This is a genomic window from Sphingomonas arvum (assembly GCF_026013565.1).
GTDB classification, from domain to species: Bacteria; Pseudomonadota; Alphaproteobacteria; order Sphingomonadales; family Sphingomonadaceae; genus Sphingomicrobium; species Sphingomicrobium arvum.
The window spans coordinates 1,134,066-1,152,453 of the sequence record NZ_JAPDOB010000002.1; the positions used below are offsets into that span (position 1 = coordinate 1,134,066).

19 protein-coding genes are annotated in these 18,388 nt (G+C 66.9%); 9 read left to right on the forward strand and 10 right to left on the reverse strand.

The genetic code is table 11. The annotated features are described in order from the left end of the window. Positions 1–18 precede the first annotated feature (18 nt). Entirely contained in the window at positions 19–1,218 is a 1,200-nt protein-coding gene (locus OMW55_RS13250; RefSeq protein ID WP_264883801.1) for a M24 family metallopeptidase, read from the forward strand. A gap of 4 nt (positions 1,219–1,222) precedes the next feature. Here the strand turns inward: OMW55_RS13250 and OMW55_RS13255 are convergent, their stop codons facing one another. Further along, positions 1,223–2,404 carry a vWA domain-containing protein gene (locus OMW55_RS13255; RefSeq protein ID WP_264883803.1) on the reverse strand — a complete coding sequence of 394 codons (1,182 nt, stop codon included), beginning with the start codon at positions 2,402–2,404 and terminating at the stop codon, positions 1,223–1,225. A 93-nt stretch (positions 2,405–2,497) separates the two neighbouring features. On the opposite strand from OMW55_RS13255, the gene OMW55_RS13260 reads away from it, so the two are divergent. Next, positions 2,498–3,895, forward strand: coding sequence for a methyl-accepting chemotaxis protein (locus OMW55_RS13260; protein WP_264883804.1), 1,398 nt, complete (start codon positions 2,498–2,500; stop codon positions 3,893–3,895). Between the two features lie 9 nt (positions 3,896–3,904). On the opposite strand, the gene OMW55_RS13265 is transcribed toward OMW55_RS13260, so the two are convergent. From OMW55_RS13265 to OMW55_RS13275, 3 genes are all read right to left on the reverse strand, one after another. Then, a complete protein-coding gene (locus OMW55_RS13265; RefSeq protein WP_264883806.1) occupies positions 3,905–4,747 on the reverse strand; it encodes an AAA family ATPase in 843 nt (280 codons plus the stop codon). A 29-nt stretch (positions 4,748–4,776) separates the two neighbouring features. Then, positions 4,777–5,448, reverse strand: a complete 672-nt coding sequence (locus OMW55_RS13270; protein ID WP_264883807.1) for a DUF6975 family protein — start codon at positions 5,446–5,448, stop codon at positions 4,777–4,779. Positions 5,449–5,595: 147 nt separating this feature from the next. Beyond that, positions 5,596–7,032: a hypothetical protein gene (locus tag OMW55_RS13275; protein ID WP_264883808.1), complete on the reverse strand. Its 1,437-nt coding sequence runs from the start codon at positions 7,030–7,032 to the stop codon at positions 5,596–5,598. 119 nt (positions 7,033–7,151) lie between these two features. Between OMW55_RS13275 and tgt the strand changes: the two genes are divergently transcribed. Then, entirely contained in the window at positions 7,152–8,294 is a 1,143-nt protein-coding gene (gene tgt, locus OMW55_RS13280; protein ID WP_264883810.1) for a tRNA guanosine(34) transglycosylase Tgt, read from the forward strand. Positions 8,295–8,317: 23 nt separating this feature from the next. Beyond that, complete coding sequence (locus OMW55_RS13285; protein ID WP_264883811.1) at positions 8,318–9,739, forward strand: DUF2142 domain-containing protein; 1,422 nt, start codon at positions 8,318–8,320, stop codon at positions 9,737–9,739. 19 nt (positions 9,740–9,758) lie between these two features. Here OMW55_RS13285 and OMW55_RS13290 read toward each other — a convergent pair whose 3' ends face one another. The 4 genes from OMW55_RS13290 to OMW55_RS13305 are packed head-to-tail and all read right to left on the reverse strand — an operon-like array spanning position 9,759 to position 13,394. Then, positions 9,759–10,106 (reverse strand): VOC family protein, encoded by a 348-nt coding sequence (locus OMW55_RS13290; RefSeq protein WP_264883812.1) that lies wholly within the window; start codon positions 10,104–10,106, stop codon positions 9,759–9,761. A 55-nt stretch (positions 10,107–10,161) separates the two neighbouring features. Then, the gene (lexA, locus tag OMW55_RS13295; RefSeq protein WP_264883814.1) at positions 10,162–10,827 is read right to left on the reverse strand and encodes a transcriptional repressor LexA; all 666 of its coding nucleotides are present in this window, start codon (positions 10,825–10,827) and stop codon (positions 10,162–10,164) included. 34 nt (positions 10,828–10,861) lie between these two features. Further along, positions 10,862–11,452: an anthranilate synthase component II gene (locus OMW55_RS13300; protein ID WP_264883816.1), complete on the reverse strand. Its 591-nt coding sequence runs from the start codon at positions 11,450–11,452 to the stop codon at positions 10,862–10,864. A gap of 4 nt (positions 11,453–11,456) precedes the next feature. Continuing rightward, positions 11,457–13,394 (reverse strand): peptidyl-prolyl cis-trans isomerase, encoded by a 1,938-nt coding sequence (locus tag OMW55_RS13305; RefSeq protein WP_264883818.1) that lies wholly within the window; start codon positions 13,392–13,394, stop codon positions 11,457–11,459. Positions 13,395–13,508: 114 nt separating this feature from the next. Here OMW55_RS13305 and tpiA point away from each other — a divergent pair, with 114 nt between their 5' ends. From tpiA to trxB, 5 genes are all read left to right on the forward strand, one after another. Then, positions 13,509–14,264 carry a triose-phosphate isomerase gene (gene tpiA, locus OMW55_RS13310; protein WP_264883819.1) on the forward strand — a complete coding sequence of 252 codons (756 nt, stop codon included), beginning with the start codon at positions 13,509–13,511 and terminating at the stop codon, positions 14,262–14,264. Positions 14,265–14,320: 56 nt separating this feature from the next. After that, the gene (secG, locus tag OMW55_RS13315; RefSeq protein WP_264883820.1) at positions 14,321–14,731 is read left to right on the forward strand and encodes a preprotein translocase subunit SecG; all 411 of its coding nucleotides are present in this window, start codon (positions 14,321–14,323) and stop codon (positions 14,729–14,731) included. An 82-nt stretch (positions 14,732–14,813) separates the two neighbouring features. Next, on the forward strand, positions 14,814–16,448 hold the full coding sequence (locus OMW55_RS13320; RefSeq protein ID WP_264883822.1) for a CTP synthase: 1,635 nt from the start codon (positions 14,814–14,816) through the stop codon (positions 16,446–16,448). A gap of 49 nt (positions 16,449–16,497) precedes the next feature. Then, complete coding sequence (locus OMW55_RS13325; RefSeq protein ID WP_264883824.1) at positions 16,498–16,647, forward strand: lmo0937 family membrane protein; 150 nt, start codon at positions 16,498–16,500, stop codon at positions 16,645–16,647. A gap of 87 nt (positions 16,648–16,734) precedes the next feature. Continuing rightward, entirely contained in the window at positions 16,735–17,700 is a 966-nt protein-coding gene (trxB, locus tag OMW55_RS13330; protein ID WP_264883825.1) for a thioredoxin-disulfide reductase, read from the forward strand. 3 nt (positions 17,701–17,703) lie between these two features. Here trxB and OMW55_RS13335 read toward each other — a convergent pair whose 3' ends face one another. Further along, positions 17,704–17,985, reverse strand: coding sequence for an acyl carrier protein (locus OMW55_RS13335; RefSeq protein ID WP_264883827.1), 282 nt, complete (start codon positions 17,983–17,985; stop codon positions 17,704–17,706). A 45-nt stretch (positions 17,986–18,030) separates the two neighbouring features. Then, complete coding sequence (locus OMW55_RS13340; protein WP_264883829.1) at positions 18,031–18,387, reverse strand: hypothetical protein; 357 nt, start codon at positions 18,385–18,387, stop codon at positions 18,031–18,033. Between the last annotated feature and the right edge of the window lies 1 nt (position 18,388).

The following is an 18,388-nucleotide window of genomic DNA, read 5'->3' on the forward strand; positions in this document are numbered from 1 at the left end:
CTGAGCCGGCGCGGCCTGATGGCTGGTGGTATGTCGGCGGCAGCGCTGGCCGGCTTGCCGATACGCGCCGCCACCATTGCGCCTCAGCCGATAGGCCGGAACGAGCGGCTTGCACGCATCTCGCGGCTGCAGGAGCGGCTTCGGCAAGGCGGGCTTGGCGCCTTGATTGTCGAGCCTGGCGCCAGCCTGGACTATTTCACGGGCGTCCAGTGGCACCGCAGCGAGCGGCCGACGCTAGCGGTTATCCCTGCCGCCGGGCCGCCGATCGTCGTCACCCCCTTCTTCGAACGCCCGTCAGTCGCCGAAAGCCTCAGCGTTCCGGCCGAAATACGCGTCTGGCAGGAGGATGAGAGTCCCTATGCGCCGGTCGCGGACTACCTGCGGGCGCGCGCCGCGGGCACTCGCGCGGTGGCGGTGGAAGAGACCGTCCGCACCTTTATCGTCACTGGTATTGGCCAGGCCATGCCGGGCGTCGCCGTACAGGACGGGGCCGAGCTCGTCCGCGGGCTGCGGATGATCAAGTCACAGGCCGAGCTCGCCCTCATGCAGCGCGCCAACGATCTGACCATCGCCGCGCTGCGCCGCACCCATGCCGAAGTGCGGGCAGGGGAGAGCAACGGCGACATCGGCGACCGCTTCGAGCGGATCGTAAGCGAATTGGGTGGCAGCGATCCATGGAGTCTGGTGCTGATCGATGAAGCCAGCGCCTTGCCACACGGCAGCGGCCGGCCGCAGCAGGTCAAGCGCGGCAGCGTGGTACTGATGGATTGCGGCTGCGCTTATCGCGGCTACCAGGCCGACATCAGCCGCACGTTCGTGTGGGGTGCTCGGCCGACACCCGAACAGCGCAAGGTGTGGGGCCAGGTGCGACAAGGCCAGGCGATCGCCATGGCCGCCGCCAGGGTCGGCGCGCCCGCCGGCAGCGTCGATGACGCCGTGCGGAGCCAGTATGAGCGCTGGGGCTATGGACCGCGCTACGCCCTGCCCGGGCTCAGCCACCGCACCGGCCACGGCATCGGCATGGAAGGCCACGAACCAGTCAACCTGGTCCACGGCGAAGCAACGCGGCTCGCGCCCGGCATGTGCTTCTCGAACGAACCCGGCATCTACTTGCCCGGCAAGTTCGGCATCCGGCTGGAGGATTGCTTCCACATGACCGCTGCCGGCCCGGTCTGGTTCACCCGCCCGCCCGACAGCATCGACCGGCCGTTCGGCTAGCGCCTTACTTCTTCCGGCTGAGCTCGCGCATGGCGTCGTCCAGCCCCCCGAGCGTCAGCGGGTACATTCGGTCCGTCATCAACTGCCGGATCAGCGACGTCGACGCGCTGTGGCCCCAATAGGCCTCCGGCGTCGGGTTGAGCCACGCCGCAGCCGGGTAGGTGTCAGTCAGCCGCTTCAGCCACAGCGCACCGGCTTCCTCGTTCATATGTTCGACCGAACCGCCCGGATGCGTCACTTCGTACGGGCTCATCGCCGCGTCGCCGACGATCACCAATTTATGGTCATGGCCAAACTTGTGCAGGATGTCCCAGGTTGGCGTCCGGTCGGTCCAGCGCCGCCGGTTCTCCTTCCACAGGCCCTCGTAGATGCAGTTATGGAAGTAGAAGTGCTCCAGGTGCTTGAACTCAGCCTTGCAGGCGGAGAACAGCTCCTCGGCGACGCGGATGTGGCCGTCCATCGACCCGCCGACGTCCAGGAACAGCAGCACCTTGACCGCATTGTGCCGCTCCGGCCGGAAGTGGACGTCCAGCCAGCCTTGCCGCGCGGTGCCATCGATGGTCGCGTCGAGGTCGAGCTCGTCCGCTGCGCCCTCACGCGCGAACCGGCGGAGGCGGCGGAGCGCGACCTTGATGTTGCGCGTGCCGAGCTCGCGGCTGTCGTCCAGGTCTTTGAATTCACGCTTCTCCCAAACCTTGAGCGCGCGGCCATGCTTGCCGGGACCGCCGATCCGCACGCCCTCGGGATTGTAGCCGCCGTGCCCGAACGGGGAGGTGCCGCCGGTCCCAATCCACTTGGACCCGCCCTGGTGCCGCTCCTTCTGCTCCTCCAGCCGCTGCTTCAGCGTCTCCATGATCTCGTCCCAGGAGCCGAGCGACTTGATCTGCTCCATCTCCTCCGGCGTAAGGTATTTCTCGGCCACCAGCCGCAGCCACTCTTCCGGAACTTGCGCGGCCAAGTCTTCGCCCTCGGCCGGGATGAGGCCCTTGAACACCTCGCCGAAGATCCGGTCGAAGCGGTCGATCTGGCTTTCGTCGTGCACGAACACGGAGCGGGCAAGATAGTAGAACTCCTCCGGACTGCGCTCGATCACCTCGGCGTCGAGCGCCTCCAGTAGCAGCAGGTGCTCCTTGAGGCTGGCGGGGATGCCGCCGCGGCGCAGCGCTTCGACGAAGGACAGGAACATGGTCCCGTCCTACCGCCCGCCGCTGGTTAACGAAAGAGTAGGAGGTGCTCCGTACACCTGCGCCCAAGAACAGCTTCGAGGAACAGGACGGACATGGCGACCGCCGGCATTGAGCAGGTGACGGAGAATGCGATCCGCACGGTCGCGCGCGACTGCGGGTCGCTGTCGATCGAGTGTTCGGACGTGGCAGGCTATGTCGAAGATGTGTCCGAGCGCATCTCCGATCACCTCAAGACGCTCGACACGCTGGAGGATGTGACGACGCGTCTCTTGGCGGATCAGGCCCGCGTGGCGGACTCCACCGACGAGGCGCGACTGCTGTCCGAACAGGCCAAGATCAAGCTCGAGGCCGGGCGCGCCGCGATCGAAGACACAATTGCCGGCTTCAAGGGCCTGACCGAACTGGTTGTTCAATTGGGCGAGCGGATGGCCGGTTTCGCCTCGGCCATGAACCAGGTGCAGACGGTCAGCTCCACCATCGAGGCGATCGCGCGCAAGACCAACATGCTGGCGCTGAACGCCACCATCGAGGCCGCCCGCGCCGGCGACGCAGGCCGCAGCTTTGCGGTGGTCGCGGCCGAGGTGAAGAAGCTGGCGCACGACACCCGCGCGGCAACCAGCCAGATTGGCCTGACCATCGGCGAACTGACCCGTGAGGCCGGCGCGGTCACGACCGAGATCAAGACCGGCGTCGACCGCAGCCGAGCGGCGCAGCGCGGCTTTGGCCAGATCGGCGACACGGTGCGGGAGGTGAGCGAAATCGTCGGGATGGTCGATCGCCAGACCGAGGGCATCGCCCACTCGACCAGCATGATCCAGACCAGCGTCGACCGGGTTAAGGCCAGCCTGACCGACTTCGCCGCTGACGCGCGCGAGAATGGCGGAGCGTTGATGACTGCCCAGAAGCGCTTGTCGCAGCTGGAAATGATGAGCAATGCGATGCTCGACACGCTCGCCAACTCGGGCGCGGAGATCGACGACACGCCGATGATCACGCTGGCGCAGGACGCCATGCGAGCGATCGCCACCGCCGTCGAAAAGGGCATTGCCGCCGGCGAGATCGGCATGGACGACGTGTTCGACCGCACCTACGTGCCGATCCCCGGCCGCAACCCGGTTCAGTATGACAATCGCTTCTGCGACTTCGCCGACGCGCACGTCCGGCCGATCCTCGACCAATTCAAGGTCAAGGATGGACGGGTAATTGGCTCGGCCATCACCAACGTCGACGGCTTCCTGCCGACCCACCTGTCCGAACGCTGCCAGAAGCCCGGCGACGATCCGGTGTGGAACGACGCCCATTGCCGCAACCGTCGAATCTTCATGGACGAACAGACCCGCGCGGCGATCGCCAGCGACAAGCCAGCCATGCTGATGACCTACCGCATGGAGCTCGGCGACAAGTCGATCCCGGTCAAGAACGTGTTCGTGCCGCTGTTCGTCAGCGGAAAGCGCTGGGGCAACTTCGAGCTCGCGTACCGCGACGAGTAGGCGAGGGCGTCAGCCCTTACGGCGGGCCATGAAGGCCAGCCGCTCGAACAGCATCACGTCCTGTTCGTTCTTTAGCAGTGCCCCATGCAGCGGCGGTATGGCCTTGGTCGGGTCGCGCTCCTGCAGCACGTCAAGCGGCATGTCCTCGTGCAGCAACAGCTTGAGCCAGTCGAGCAGCTCGCTGGTCGACGGTTTCTTCTTGAGGCCGGGGACGTCCCGCACGTCATAGAAGATATCCAGCGCCTTGCCGACCAGGATCTTCTGGATGCCGGGAAAGTGCACCTCGACGATCCGCTCCATGGTTAGGCGGTCCGGAAACGCTATGTAGTGGAAGAAGCAACGCCGCAGGAAGGCGTCCGGCAGCTCCTTCTCGTTGTTTGAGGTGATCACGACGACCGGCCGTTCCTTGGCCTTCACCGTCTCGCCCGTTTCGTAGACGTGGAACTCCATTCGATCGAGTTCCAGCAGCAGGTCGTTCGGGAACTCGATGTCCGCCTTGTCGATCTCGTCGATCAGCAGCACCGGCAGCTGCGGCGCGGTGAAGGCCTCCCACAGCTTGCCAGGCCGGATGTAGTTCTTGATATCATGGACCCGCGGGTCGCCAAGCTGGCCGTCGCGCAGTCGCGCCACTGCGTCATATTCGTACAGGCCCTGCTGAGCCTTGGTCGACGACTTGATGCCCCAGGTGATCAGCGGCGCCTCCAGCGCGGCTGCGATCTCCTCGGCCAGCACCGTCTTGCCGGTGCCTGGCTCGCCCTTGACCAGCAATGGGCGGCGGAGGGTGACGGCGGCGTTGACCGCGACCTTGAGGTCGGGCGTCGCCACATAGCTGGAGGTGCCTTCGAAACGCATGTGCCCGCCCTAGAGCGGACGGCGGCGGTTTAGAAGTCCTCGCGCGCGTCGCAGCGCGCTTCCAGCAGGTCGAACAGGGCGCGGTGCTGAAGCAGCAGCTGTTCGGCGCCGAAGCGGATCGCGCGTTCGGGACCTGGCGCCGACGCGGCGTCCGACAGCACGTCGGCGATCGAGTTTTCATCGGGCAGTGAGCAGGCCGGTACGGCACAGCCGACGCGCCGTGCGGCAAGGTCCAGCAGCACTCGGATGTTGCGCCAATCGCTGACCAGCGCAGTTGCCGCGCCAAGTGCGCAGCCATGGCGCTCTGACCGGGCCAACGTCTCCAGTGCGTGACGCTGGGCCAGCATGGCCGCCTGGGTTTCAGCCTGGCCGGGGGTAGACGGCATGGGACCCACCGCTCCGGACAGGCGCAGCAGGAACTGGCGCTCGCGCTCGAACGAGTCGGCGGCCGCTGCCAGAAACGTGCGAGCCGGTCCGGCCGGTGCGCACCGCAAGGCAAGGTCGATCGGTCCTGGCTGCCGGCCGTACAAAGCGGTCAGCAGGTGCACCATGTCGTCCAGGTCGCGCGGCGCGGTCATGCCCCCGACCGGCGTACCCAGATCTTGGGCATAGGGATGGCCGGAACTGCCCGCGGCCGCCATGCGGGCGGCGTGGGCGCTCGCCGCACTCGGCGCCCTCTGAAGCTCGCTGGAAACCGCCATTCTCGACTCCTGATTCTTGCGTCCGGTCGCACACCGGAATGAAGAGGCAGCCGTAAGGGGACAGCGTAAAGACGCGGTTAGTGCCCCGGTAAGGACTCGTTCGCACAGGTTACGATCTGTGCCGCACCGGGACGAAGCGGGCTGCAGCTATATCGCCGCAGCCTCTTCCTTGGGGCGGATGATGACGGCACTCGACCGGCGTCGCCCAGCAACCTTCCAGCGGCAGAATACTCCAATGACCGCCAACGGCGCGAGCCAAACGATGCGGCTCTGATAACGAGCATGAACGTCGGACAGGGCGCCCGCCATGAAGGCGTTTACCGCCAGCGTCACGACTACCACCGCGAGCAATGAGGTGGCCTCGAAATCGCGCCGGGTCGAGGCTGCGACGAGCAGCGGAAGCAACGCCAGCAGCCCACATACCGTCATGGGAAAGGTCAGCGACCGCACCAGAAGATCTGGCATGGTTCCGCGCAGCTGGCGCGACGCTGTCAGGGTGGCGGCATAGCCATGACCGGCTTGGTCGAACGACAGCCGCAGCACGCTGTCAGGGTCCGCGCACATTTCCGGGCACTCGTCGTCCAACGGTCCGAATGTCAGGAGCTGAGACGCCGCGCCGCGCACGGACGTCTTGAGGACCGCGCCCGGCCGCTCGGCAATCGCGCCCCGGTCAGCCGCCCCGAACGCGTTCATCAAATCAACGAATCGCTGCTGCTCCCCGGGAGCAGGGGCGGGAAACCAGGTGCCGCTATCCGGCCCCCAGAGCAGTTTCTGGCTGTCGTGCGGCAGCTGGTCGCGGATGGCGCATAAGTTCGCGGGAGCGTCCTTGCCGCAATGACGGTCAAGCCATGGCTGCATGTGACCGTCTTCGTTAAGCCGGGCGAAGAGAAAGATCGGTCCAGATGGCGACACGGCCGGGATACCCAGCTTGCTCCCATTAATGGCTATCTGCGCGCCAGCGATGAACAGGCAGGCGACCAGCAGCGCACCCGCCCGGGCGATGACCTCGCCCCGCGGCAGTCGCTCAAGCAGCGCGACCGCCACCATGACGCTGCCAAGGGCAAGGAGGATCACGAGGTGCGTGACGTGCGTCACTGCAAGGATGCAGACCGTCAGCCACAGCAGCGGCACGCCCGGTGCCGTCGGAGAGCGGGACATCGCCAGCCATGCAGTCAGGACGACCAACCCGGTGAAGGCGTCGGGCATGAGCTGAGCGGCTTGCCATGGCAACGCGGTGCCGATGATCATCAGCGCACCGAGCGCCAGCAGCTGCCTGGTCGAAAAATCCGGAATAAGGCTCTTCAGGACCAGCACCAGGATGACGGCCGTGAGCACTGCCTGCAAGGCGATCCACAGCCAGAGCGCGGCGGGTCCACCTAGGGCCTGAACCGCGGGCAGCATCAGAAGACCGTAAAAGCCTGACCGATCAACCGGCCAGCCGATCCTCGCAGCAACGCGCAGGTAAGTTCCGCTGTCCGGGTGGACCAGCGGAAAGCCGTTGAACAATGCCGGGATCAGCAACGCTGCCGCGAGGAGTGCCAGGACGTGCCGGTAATGCGCCAGCGTCGGTCTCGGAGTGCTCATGAATCTTCCCCCCTGCGTCCCCCTGCGGAACCTGCATCGGCCGGCGGCGCGGCGCAATGCGCGCCTTGCGACCTCCATACTCGACGAGCCCCTGTCATCGCCGCTACGGCGCCTAGCCGATGGCCAGCCGCTTTTCCTTCACCGTTACCGCCACGGACGGCCGTGCCCGCACGGGCGAGGTTCGCATGCGCCGCGGCGCAATCCGCACGCCCGCCTTCATGCCGGTCGGCACCGCCGCGACCGTCAAGGCCATGCGGCCGGAGGAAGTGCGCGCGGCCGGCGCCGACATCATTCTTGGCAACACCTACCATCTGATGCTCCGGCCGGGGGCGGAACGCGTCGCGCGGCTCGGCGGTCTGCACGGCTTCATGGGCTGGGACCGACCGATCCTGACCGACAGCGGCGGCTACCAGGTGATGAGCCTGTCGGAGCTGACCAAGGTCACGGAGGAAGGCGTCTCCTTCAAGAGCCACCTCGATGGCACCCGGCACATGATCAGCCCCGAACGCTCGATCGAGGTGCAGCGGCTGCTTGGGTCCGACATTGTGATGCAGTTCGACCAGCTGGTGCCGACCACCGCGCCGCTCTCCGACCAGCAGGCCGCCATGGAGCGCTCGATCCGCTGGGCGCGCCGCAGCCGCGAAGAATTCGACCGCGGCGGCACGCATGCGGCGGGTGCCGCGCTGTTCGGGATTCAGCAGGGCGCGCTGGACGAAGACCTTCGTCGCGCTTCCGCCGACGGGCTCCGTGAGATCGGCTTCGACGGCTATGCGGTCGGCGGCTTGGCGGTTGGGGAGCGGCAGGACGCGATGCTCGCCTGCCTCGACTATGCGCCCGAACAGCTGCCCGCCGACCGGCCGCGCTACCTGATGGGGGTGGGCAAGCCCGACGACATCGTGGAGGCGGTGCGGCGCGGCATCGACATGTTCGACTGCGTCCTACCGACCCGCAGCGGCCGCACCGGCCAGGCATTCACTGCCGACGGCCCGCTAAATCTTCGCAACGCCCGCTTCGGCGAGGATCTCGAGCCGATAGAACCCGGCTGCCCGTGCCCGGCCTGCACCACTTACAGCCGCGCCTACGTCCACCACCTTGTCCGCTCCGGCGAGATCCTCGGCGCCATGCTGATGACGCAGCACAATATCTGGTTCTACCAGCGCCTGATGCAGGACCTGCGGGACGCGATTGGGGCCGGGCGCGTGGACCCACATGCGGCGTCGTTCCTTGATCGCTATAGGGCCCGGGGCGCCACGGCTGCCTGACGGCTTGTAGCCAGCGGCTGCGAATGCAACACCTCGGCGATGCGCCAGGGGAGGCGCTGGAGCTGGGGGGCAAGTTGTTCAATCTGGAGCGGGCACGGCCCGAGTACATCTTCCTGTTCTTCGCCGTGCTTGCCGGATTGACGCTGCTGGTCATGGTAACGCCGTTCGCCGGCGGCAACGAGCGCATGAACTACCAGCGAGCCGTTCTGATTGCCGACGGCCATGTGCAGATCGCGCCGGCCGCGATGCCCGGGGGCATTCAGCAAATGCTTGAACTCACGGATAAGCTGCTGCCCGAGGGCACGGAAGCGCCCTACCGGTTTACGCCCGAACAGGGCGCGCAGCTGCGCTCCATCCGGCTGGAGCGCGAGCGACCCGCCATCGTGCCACCCAACGCAATTGCCGTGCTCCACCCCATCGCATACCTTCCGCAAGTACCCGTGATGGCGGCCGGCATGCGGCTCGACCTGTCGCCCCTGACGCTGTTCTGGCTCGGGCGGGTAGCCGGATTGGCCGTCGGCGTAGTGCTGACGTTTTGGGCAATCAGGATTGCGCCGCGCAACCGCTACCTGCTGGCAGCCGTCGCGCTGATGCCGCAGATGCTGTTCTCGCGCACGACCCTGGACGCCGACCAACTAACCAATGGGGTCGCCTTCCTGTTTCTTTCTTTGCTGATGCGCGAGCTGGTGGAGGAGGGGCCAATGCGGGCCCGGCGCCTCGTCGCGCTCGCGGCCACCGCCTTTGTTTTCGCTCAAGCGAAAAGCGCTTATCTGCTCCTCCCGCTGCTCGCCCTCGCAATCCCGGCGGAGCGGTTCGCGTCGCGGCGGCATCGAGTGTTCGCCATGGCCCTGATCATGCTCCCCGGCCTGATCGGCAGTGTCGCCTGGATGTTGACGCTCCGGAACGGCTATTTCGCGCACGCCGCCTATCAGACCTGGTCCGGCGTCGTCGTCCCCGACCGGCAGGTGCAGGCAGTCTTGTCGTCGCCGCTTGGCTATGTCGAAGTGCTGCTCCGGACGGTGTTCACCACCGCCTTCATCCCCAAGGCGATCTTCGATTTTTTGGGCGCGTTTGGCCCGCCGGTATCTGTTCCGCTGTGGTTCGACCTGGCGATCATCAACCTATTCGTTGCGCTGTTGGTGGCGGAGCCCCAGATTGCAGGCGGGCCGCTTGACCGGCTGCCCGTCCGCCTCGCCGCAGGCGGCCTGTCGCTCGTCTCGGTCGTGATCATCCTGACCCTGCTATACGTCCAGTGGACTCGGGTCGGAGCGCCGCTGATCGACGGTTTCAACGGCCGCTACCTTTACCCGCTGGCGCCGCTTGCGGTGCTCATGGTTCGCGGAAAGGGAGAGCCACTGTTCCGGTTTTCGGCCGCGCACTGGCTCTGCGTGGCCGGCGTGCTGAGCCTGGGTGCGACCCTGTGGGTCACCGCGCAGACTTACTGACGACCCCGCCGTTGCCGGCTTAACGCTCGCTCCATACGGCGAGTTCGCTGCCGCCCGGGTCGATGAAGTGGAACCTCCGGCCACCCGGAAAGGAGAAGATTGGACGGGCAATCACGCCCTTGGCGGCAACGACGGCGTCAAACGCGGCTTCAAGGTCTCCCACCCGGATAACCGGCAGTGGCGCGGACAGGGCATCTTCCGGCTGCCCATTCAAGCCCACGTCCACATCGCCGGTGGTTGTTGAGCTATAATCCGGCCCATAATCGGTGAACGTCCAGCCGAACGCCTTGGCATAGAAGCCCCGCGTCAGTTCGTGCGCTGTCGTGGAGGGCAGTTCGACATAATCAATGCGCGCCGTCTGCATCATGGCCACCTTGATCCGTTAATCCGCAATACGGCGGCTGCCGCCGCCCTCGACTTGCCTAGTAGCGTCGGATGAGGCCCGCCAGGCGGCCCTGAATCTCGACCCGTCCCTCCTCATAGCGCTGGGGCGCATAGGCCCCATTGGCCGGGTCGAGCCGGATCATCTTGCCCTCCCGGCGGTAGGTCTTGAGCGTTGCTTCCTCGCCGTCGATTAGCGCAACCACGATCTCGCCCTCACGCGCCTGGTCGGCTTTGCGCACCAGCGCATAGTCGCCGTCCAGGATGCCCTCCTCGACCATCGAGTCGCCCGACACCTCCAGCGCGTAATGCTCACCGGGACCGAGCAGCGCTGCCGGCACCGAGAACATCTCCGTCCCCTGCAGCGCCTCAATTGGCGTGCCCGCTGCGATCCGGCCATGCAGCGGGATCTCGATGACGTCGTTGGCAGCAACCGGCAGCGACTTGGGTTCACGCGCCCTGACCGGTTCGGCGGAACCCGTCGGCGTCGGCGCGTCGGGCGTGCGCAACACCTCCAGCGCCCGGGCACGGTTAGGCAAGCGGCGGATGAACCCCCGTTCTTCCAGCGCAGAGATCAGCCGGTGGACGCCCGACTTGCTCTTAAGGCTCAACGCTTCCCGCATCTCGTCGAAGCTGGGCGACACGCCGGTCGAGCCGACCCGCTCGTTGATGTAGTGCAGCAACTCGCGCTGCTTGGATGTCAGCATGGCCGTGGCCCCATCGTGAACGAACGGGGAACGTCTACAGAACGCCAGGAGCCCTTGTCAACTGCACCCGCTGGAGAAAGCGCGCAAGGAGTGCATGGCCATGCTCCGAGCTCACGCTTTCCGGGTGGAACTGCACGCCGAAGGCCGGCGCTTCACGGTGGGCCACGGCCTGCACCACGCCGTCTTCGCTCCACGCCGTCGGCCGCAATTCCTCGGGCACCGCAGCTATCGCCAGCGAATGGTAGCGGGTCACGGTCATGGGCGAGGGCAGCTCCTCAAATAGGCCAGTGCCGTCGTGCCGGATCAGGCCGGCCTTGCCATGTACGGGCGCGATACGGACGAGCTCGGCACCGCAAGCCAAACCGATTGCCTGCTGGCCGAGGCACACGCCGAGCAATGGGCGCCGCTCGTCGATGCAGGCGCGAGCCAGCGCAATTGATATGCCTGCATCCTCCGGGCGGCCAGGGCCGGGGCACAGAACGATGCCATCCGCCGCCCAGCCGAGCGCCTCCGCTACGCTCACCGCGTCGCTCTGCACCACCTCCACCGCCGCGCCGACGGTTGTAAGATAGTCGACGAGGGTGAAGCTGAAGCTGTCGTGGTTGTCGACGACCAGCAGCCGCACCGGCTCAGCTGCCAGCCAGCATCCGCTGCCTGGCCGATGCGATGGCGGTCTCGTTGCGGGTGACTCCAAGCTCCTTCTGCGCAGCGCCGAGGAACTGCACCGCGAGTTCCTCCCCGGCGGAGCCGTTGAGGTCGGTTTGGGTCTGCGCCACCAGCGTCGGCTGGGTCAGCGCATCACCCGGCGTGATGCGGTCGAGCTTGACCACGTAGAAGCCCTGGCCACCTGGCGCCGCTACCAGCCGAGACTTGCCAGCCGCCAAGCTGAACAGCATCTGCAGTGGCGGCGGGACCTGGCCCTGGAACTGCTGCAGCTGGATCCGGCGCGCCTTGACCGGCGTCGGAGCCGAAGCGCCCGCGACCTTCTGCTCCTGCAGCGCCTGCGCGACTGGAACGCCCCGCGCGACCTTGGCCTGAATGGCGGTCGCCGCTGCCTGCGCCGCGGTGGCCGCCCGCTTGTCGACGAAATCTGCGGCTACGCGATCGCGAATCTGGGCCAGCGGGGCAGGGGTGGCGGGCGTCACGTCGCCAATCGCCAGCACCGCATAGCCGCCGTCGCCGCCCAGCGCCTCGACGATCGGGTCGTCGCCCGCGCCCATTGAGAAGGCATCCTTAAGCAACCGCTCGCGATACTCGGCTGGCAGCTGAAAGCCGGGCTGCTGCACCGACTGGCCATTGGCGATCAGCGGGGGCGTCTGCGTGACGGGCAGCTTATTGGCCTGCGCCACCTCGGCCAGGGTCCGGCCATCGCTGATCTGGTCCTCGACGCGTGTGACGAGGTCCGTCAGCGCGTTCTTGCGCTTGTCGGCGACCAGCTTGGCCGCAATCTCCGCTCTGGCCTGGTCCAGCGTCTTGCCCGGCGTGCGCTCGATCCGTTCGACCTTGATCACGTCCCAACCGGTGCTCGACCGCACCGGGCCGACCACCGCGCCGGCAGGCGCGGTGAACACCTGCGCCGCCACCTCCGCGCCCGTTAGCCCGGTCAGCTGCTCGCGGCTCTGTGGTCCCAGGTTGATGTCCGTTGGCGAGAAGCCGGCTGGCTGTGCCGCCGCCGCGAACGTGCCGCCGGCCTTGGCCCGCGCCGCGATCTGCCCGGCCTGGTTCTGGTCGCTGACCGACGCGCGGCTCAGCACGCGGGTCTCGCCGCCGGCATAGGTCGCGCGATTGGCATTGTAATAAGCGGCGATCTCCGCGTCCGTCGGGACGACGTTCGCCACCGCGTCCGCTGTGATGCGCGCGATTCGCAGCACCCGCTGTTCCGGCACGATGTAGCGATTGCGGTTCTGCGCATAATATTGCTGCACCTCGGCGTCGGTCGGCGCCGCGCCGGTGCGGAAGGCCGCGGTCGGCACCAGCGCCACTTCGCCCTGCCGTTCTTCGAGCAGCATGGATGCGTAGGGCCGCGCGACCCCGACCGGCATGCGTGAGATGGCCGCAACCGGCGCCAGCAGCATGCGCTGCAGCAGCAGCACCGTCACCTCGTCTCGCAGCTGCGCATCGGTCAGCCGGTTCTGCTGCAAGAACTGCTGGTAGGCGGCTTCGCTGAACTTGCCGTCCAGACCGCGCGTCGCCGGTATCTTGACGATTTCCGCATCGACCAGCTTCTTGGCCGGCAGCAGGTTGTGCTCGGCCGCGTAGGCCTTAAGCGTCTTGGCCTGGATCAGCCCGTTGACGATGCTCTCGAACTGCGGGGTCAGGTCAGCGTAGGTCGCGTCCGGCTTCTGTTGGCGCAGTGCCGTCAGCTGCCGCTGCAGCACCGCCGACAACTCGGCATCGGTCACCTGCTCGGAACCGACCTTGGCCAGCACGCCCTGGCTCAGCCCACCGCCCTGCCGGAACTGGGTCACATCAGCCACCGCGAAGCTCGCCAGGATTGTGACGAGGAAGATGATGCCGATCGCGGCGCCGAGCTTGGATTTGGACAGCCGGCGGAAGGAAGAAAGCATGAAACGGGGGCTCGCGACACGGGAAGGAGGTGGCGGCTCTTTAGAGACGGGGTGGCTTCCCTTCAATATGGCGGGCTTGCTAGGCGCTCGGACCAGTTAACGAGAGGAAAGTGAATGACGCGTCGCAAGCTGGTCGCCGGCAACTGGAAGATGCACGGCACGTCCGCCGACCTGACGGAGGTGCGCGCGGTCGCCGAGGCGGCGGCGCAGCTGGGCGAGCGCGTCGACGTGGCGCTGTGCTTGCCCGCGACCCTGATCCATCGAGCGGCCGAGGCCGTCCCGGGCTTCGCGATCGGCGCGCAGGACATCCACATGGCTGACCGGGGGGCGCACACGGGGGACGTCTGCGCGGCGATGCTGCATGATGCGGGCGCGACCCTCACCATTGTTGGTCACAGCGAGCGCCGCGACGCCCACCGCGAGGACGACGCCGCGGTCCGCGCCAAGGCCGAAGCGGGGCTCCGATCGGGCTTGAAGGTCATCCTGTGCGTGGGTGAGAGCGACGCCGAGCGCGAGTCCGGTCGTGCGGTGGACGTCGTCACCGGGCAGCTGCGGGCCAGCCTGCCGCAGGTTCACGTGACCACCGCCACCTTCGCAGTCGCCTATGAGCCCATCTGGGCGATCGGCACTGGCAAGGTGCCCTCGACCGCCGACATCGCCGAGATGCACGGCGCCTTGCGGCGGACGCTCGTCGAGTCGCTGGGCGGTGAAGGGAACGGCGTGCGCATCCTCTACGGCGGCTCGGTCAAGGGCTCGAATGCCGCCGAGATCTTCGCCGTGCCTGACGTGGACGGTGCCCTCGTCGGGGGCGCCAGCCTCAAGGCCATGGACTTCCTGCCGATCGTGGAGGCGGCCGCTTCAGTTGAATAAGCGACGCTCGGCCGCTAAGTGCGCCGCCACAAACCTTCCAAGTACGAAAGCCCTCGATGTTCACCTTCCTGCTTATCTTTGAAGCGCTGGTCGCCCTGGCCCTGTGCACGGTGATCCTGATGCAGCGCTCCGAGGGCGGCGGACTGGGCGTTGGGGGTAGCCAGGCGGGCCTAATGACGGCGCGCGGTGCGGCCGACTTCCTGACCCGCGCGACGGCCGTCCTCGGCACTGTCTTCGTGGTGCTGTGCATTGCGCTTGCGGCGGTCGCCGGCGCGCGCGGCGACACGCAGTCGATCGACGCCTCGGTAGCGAACCAGGTAGCGCCCGCCGCGCCGCTCAGCCCGCTCGAGCCGGGTGGCAACCCGCTGTCGGGTCCGCCGGCCGGCCCGAACACCGCACCGCCGAACAACGCCGCGCCCGGCTCGCAGCAGCCGGCCGACAACGGCGCCGTTCCGCTCGCCCAGTAAGGGCCACACCGGCACAAAATCGTTGCGAGCGGTGATTCACCGCTTGCGTCCCTGCGTCCCCCATCCCTAAGGCTCGACTCCCATGGCGCGGTTCATTTTCGTTACCGGCGGCGTGGTCTCCAGCCTCGGCAAAGGTCTTCTCTCGGCATCGCTCGCAGCCCTGCTGCAGGCGCGCGGCTACAAGTGCCGCATCCGCAAGTTCGACCCCTATCTGAACGTCGATCCGGGGACGATGTCGCCGTACCAGCATGGTGAAGTCTACGTCACCGACGACGGCGCGGAGACGGACCTCGACCTCGGCCATTACGAACGGTTCTCCGGCGTCTCGGCAAAGCAGTCGGACAATGTCACCACGGGCCGCATCTATCGCGACATCATCGCCAAGGAACGGCGCGGCGACTATCTCGGCGCCACGGTCCAGGTCGTCCCGCACGTCACCAATGCGATCAAGGAATTCGCGCTGACGGACACGGATGGCCTCGACTTCGTGATCTGCGAAATCGGCGGTACCGTCGGCGACATTGAAAGCCTGCCGTTCATCGAGGCGCTTCGCCAGCTCCGCAATGATCTGGGCCGCGGCAACACGGTCAGCGTGCACACCACCCTCGTTCCGTGGATCAAGGCGGCGGGCGAGCTCAAGACCAAGCCGACCCAGCATAGCGTCCGCGAGATCAGCAGCCTTGGCGTCCAGCCCGACGTCCTGCTGTGCCGCGCCGAGATGCCGATACCCGACAGCGACAAGGCCAAAATTGCGCAATTCTGCAACGTGCCAAAGTCGGCGGTGATCGAGGCGCTCGACGCCCGCTCCATTTACGACGTCCCGCTGCAATACCATCGCGAGGGCCTCGACGACGAAGTGCTCGCCGCGTTCGGAATCACCGACGCGCCGCGCCCGGACCTCGCCCGCTGGGACGAGATCATGGACCGGCTCGACCACCCGGAAGGGGAGGTCACGATTGGCGTGGTCGGCAAATATGTCGGCCTGCCAGATGCCTACAAGTCGCTGCGCGAAGCGCTGGTCCATGGCGGCATTGCCAACCGGGTCAAGGTCAACATCAAGTGGGTCGACGCCGAACTGTTCGAGCAGGCGGACGCCAACCTCGCCACCGAACTTGAACCGATGCACGCCATCCTCGTGCCTGGCGGCTTCGGCGAGCGTGGGTCCGAGGGCAAGATTGCCTCGGTCAAGTTCGCGCGTGAGCGCAAAGTGCCGTTCTTCGGCATTTGCCTCGGCATGCAGATGGCCTGCATCGAAGGCGCCCGGAACACCGCCGGCATCGCCGATGCGTCCACCACCGAGTTCGGCGACACGCCCGAGCCGGTGGTCGGCCTTATCACGGAATGGATGAGCCCCGAAGGCATCCAGGCCCGCGCGGCCGGGGGCGACCTCGGCGGCACCATGCGGCTGGGTGCCTACGAGGCCACCCTCGGCGGCAACAGTCGCGTTGCGCAGATCTACGGCTCGACCACGATCAGCGAGCGCCACCGCCACCGCTACGAGGTTAACTCGCACTACATGGCGCCGCTCGAAAAGGGCGGCCTGGTGTTCAGCGGCATGTCACCCGACGGGCGCCTTCCCGAGATCGTTGAACGGCCCGACCACCCGTGGTTCATCGGCGTCCAGTTCCACCCCGAACTCAAGAGCCGCCCGTTCGAGCCGCACCCGCTGTTCGCGTCCTTCATCGAGGCGGCTGTGCAGCAGTCCAGGCTGGTCTAGGCGGAACGGCCCGAGCGCGCGGCGGTTGTCCTTGCAAAAGGAGAATCAAATGCTCGCAACAATCGGCATCGTCCTGGTCGTCCTGTGGCTCCTCGGCCTGCTCGTGTTCAAGGTGACCGGAGCGATCATCCACATCGCTTTGGTGATCGGCCTGGTCTTGCTGGTGCTGCACTTCGTCCGCGGCCGCCGCTCCGTCTAGCGGTGCGCAAAAGCCGCAACTGAGCGCCAATTTGCGGGCAGGCGAGCTGCCATTGCCAGCCTGCCCGCCAGTCGCCACATGGTCCTCATGAGCGACATTGTTTCCAGCCGCATGATTGTACTCGGGTCCGGCCCCGCCGGCCTGACCGCGGCCATCTACGCCGCCCGCGCCGGGCTCCAGCCGATCGTGATTCAGGGCATCCAGCCCGGCGGCCAGCTGACCACCACCACCGACGTCGAGAACTATCCCGGCTTCCGCGACGTCATCCAGGGCCCTTGGCTCATGGAGGAGATGCAGGCTCAGGCCGAGCATGTCGGCACCCGCATGGTGTGGGACCATATCGAAAGCGTCGACCTGTCTCGCTCGCCTTTTCGCCTGCACGGCGACAGCGGCACCACCTACCTAGCCGACACGCTCGTCATCGCCACCGGCGCCCAAGCCAAGTGGCTGGGCCTGCCGACCGAGGAGCATATGAAGGGCAAGGGCGCCAGCGCCTGCGCGACCTGCGATGGCTTCTTCTACCGAGGCAAGAAGGTGGCGGTGATCGGCGGCGGCAACACCGCGGTGGAGGAGGCGCTCTACCTCACCAATCATTCGCAGGACGTCACCCTAATCCACCGCCGCGACTCGCTGCGGGCCGAGCGCATCCTGCAGGAGCGGCTGTTCGCCAATCCGCATATCACCGTCATCTGGAACCACGAGGTCGAGGAGTTCCTCTCCGGCGGCGACCCCGAGACGCTGACCGGACTGCGGCTCAAGGACCGGGTGACCGGAGCCACCCAGGACATCGCCGTCGATGGCGCGTTCGTGGCGATCGGCCACAAGCCCGCAACCGAGCTGTTCCAGGGCAAGCTCCGGCTCGACGATGAAGGCTATATCGACGTCGAGGTCGGCTCGACCCGCACCAACGTGCCCGGCGTGTTCGCGTGCGGCGACGTGATGGACAAGGTGTACCGCCAGGCCGTCACGGCCGCCGGCACCGGCTGCATGGCCGCCCTCGACGCCGAGAAGTATTTAGCCGCGCAGGAGTATCAGGCGCTGGCCGCCGAGTAGCCGTCAGCCGGCGACACGCTCCACGAAAGCGAGCAGGGCGCCATAGGTGAGAAAATCTTCGGCCTCGACCTCGTCATCCTCGATAGTGACGGCGAACCGCTCTTCGATGCCGGTCAGCAGGTTCGCCACTGCCATTGAGTCGAACTCGGGAAGCGCACCGAACAACTCGGTATCGGCACCGAACTCGGCCACCCGCGCCGGCTCGATGCCCAGCACCTCACCCAGCAGGCCGCGAAGGCTCTCGTCGGCACTCGGCCGGGACACGGGAACAGGCTGCGCCGTCATGGCGCGCCCCTAGGCGAGGGCCGCCGCACGCGCAAGTTCGTGGGGTCAGAACGGGATCTTAAGCCGGATCATGATCCGATTGCTGGTGAAGCCCCCGACATCGGCCTGCTCGGTCGCCGCGCCAACCGCGGCATTGCCTATCCGCGCCTCGGCCCTACCCAGCCCTTCCTTCTGCTCGGTCGTGCGATACTCGGGCGGAATGCGATAGCGGTCGGGGTCCCGACGCCCGCACACCACCACGTCGTCGGTCCGGGCCGCCGCGCAGGACGGCGCAGGCCGGGCCAGCAGGTCGATGGTCTGCGGCGGCGTGGCCGTGGCGGCCTGGACGGCAAGAAGCACCAGCAGCACGCGCATCACCTCCGCCATGTTGCACTCGCGAACGAGCGCATACAAAGACGGCACG

Excerpts from the sequence above, each read along its gene's own strand:
- tgt (WP_264883810.1), top strand. The coding sequence starts at position 7,152 with ATGGCCAGCCGCTTTTCCTTCACCGTTACCGCCACGGACGGCCGTGCC.
- OMW55_RS13290 (WP_264883812.1), bottom strand. The coding sequence starts at position 10,106 with ATGATGCAGACGGCGCGCATTGATTATGTCGAACTGCCCTCCACGACA.
- OMW55_RS13275 (WP_264883808.1), bottom strand. The coding sequence starts at position 7,032 with ATGAGCACTCCGAGACCGACGCTGGCGCATTACCGGCACGTCCTGGCA.
- OMW55_RS13325 (WP_264883824.1), top strand. The coding sequence starts at position 16,498 with ATGCTCGCAACAATCGGCATCGTCCTGGTCGTCCTGTGGCTCCTCGGC.
- secG (WP_264883820.1), top strand. The coding sequence starts at position 14,321 with ATGTTCACCTTCCTGCTTATCTTTGAAGCGCTGGTCGCCCTGGCCCTG.
- OMW55_RS13265 (WP_264883806.1), bottom strand. The coding sequence starts at position 4,747 with ATGCGTTTCGAAGGCACCTCCAGCTATGTGGCGACGCCCGACCTCAAG.
- tpiA (WP_264883819.1), top strand. The coding sequence starts at position 13,509 with ATGACGCGTCGCAAGCTGGTCGCCGGCAACTGGAAGATGCACGGCACG.
- OMW55_RS13285 (WP_264883811.1), top strand. The coding sequence starts at position 8,318 with ATGCAACACCTCGGCGATGCGCCAGGGGAGGCGCTGGAGCTGGGGGGC.
- OMW55_RS13320 (WP_264883822.1), top strand. The coding sequence starts at position 14,814 with ATGGCGCGGTTCATTTTCGTTACCGGCGGCGTGGTCTCCAGCCTCGGC.
- lexA (WP_264883814.1), bottom strand. The coding sequence starts at position 10,827 with ATGCTGACATCCAAGCAGCGCGAGTTGCTGCACTACATCAACGAGCGG.
- OMW55_RS13255 (WP_264883803.1), bottom strand. The coding sequence starts at position 2,404 with ATGTTCCTGTCCTTCGTCGAAGCGCTGCGCCGCGGCGGCATCCCCGCC.
- OMW55_RS13260 (WP_264883804.1), top strand. The coding sequence starts at position 2,498 with ATGGCGACCGCCGGCATTGAGCAGGTGACGGAGAATGCGATCCGCACG.
- OMW55_RS13335 (WP_264883827.1), bottom strand. The coding sequence starts at position 17,985 with ATGACGGCGCAGCCTGTTCCCGTGTCCCGGCCGAGTGCCGACGAGAGC.
- OMW55_RS13250 (WP_264883801.1), top strand. The coding sequence starts at position 19 with ATGGCTGGTGGTATGTCGGCGGCAGCGCTGGCCGGCTTGCCGATACGC.
- OMW55_RS13305 (WP_264883818.1), bottom strand. The coding sequence starts at position 13,394 with ATGCTTTCTTCCTTCCGCCGGCTGTCCAAATCCAAGCTCGGCGCCGCG.
- trxB (WP_264883825.1), top strand. The coding sequence starts at position 16,735 with ATGAGCGACATTGTTTCCAGCCGCATGATTGTACTCGGGTCCGGCCCC.
- OMW55_RS13270 (WP_264883807.1), bottom strand. The coding sequence starts at position 5,448 with ATGGCGGTTTCCAGCGAGCTTCAGAGGGCGCCGAGTGCGGCGAGCGCC.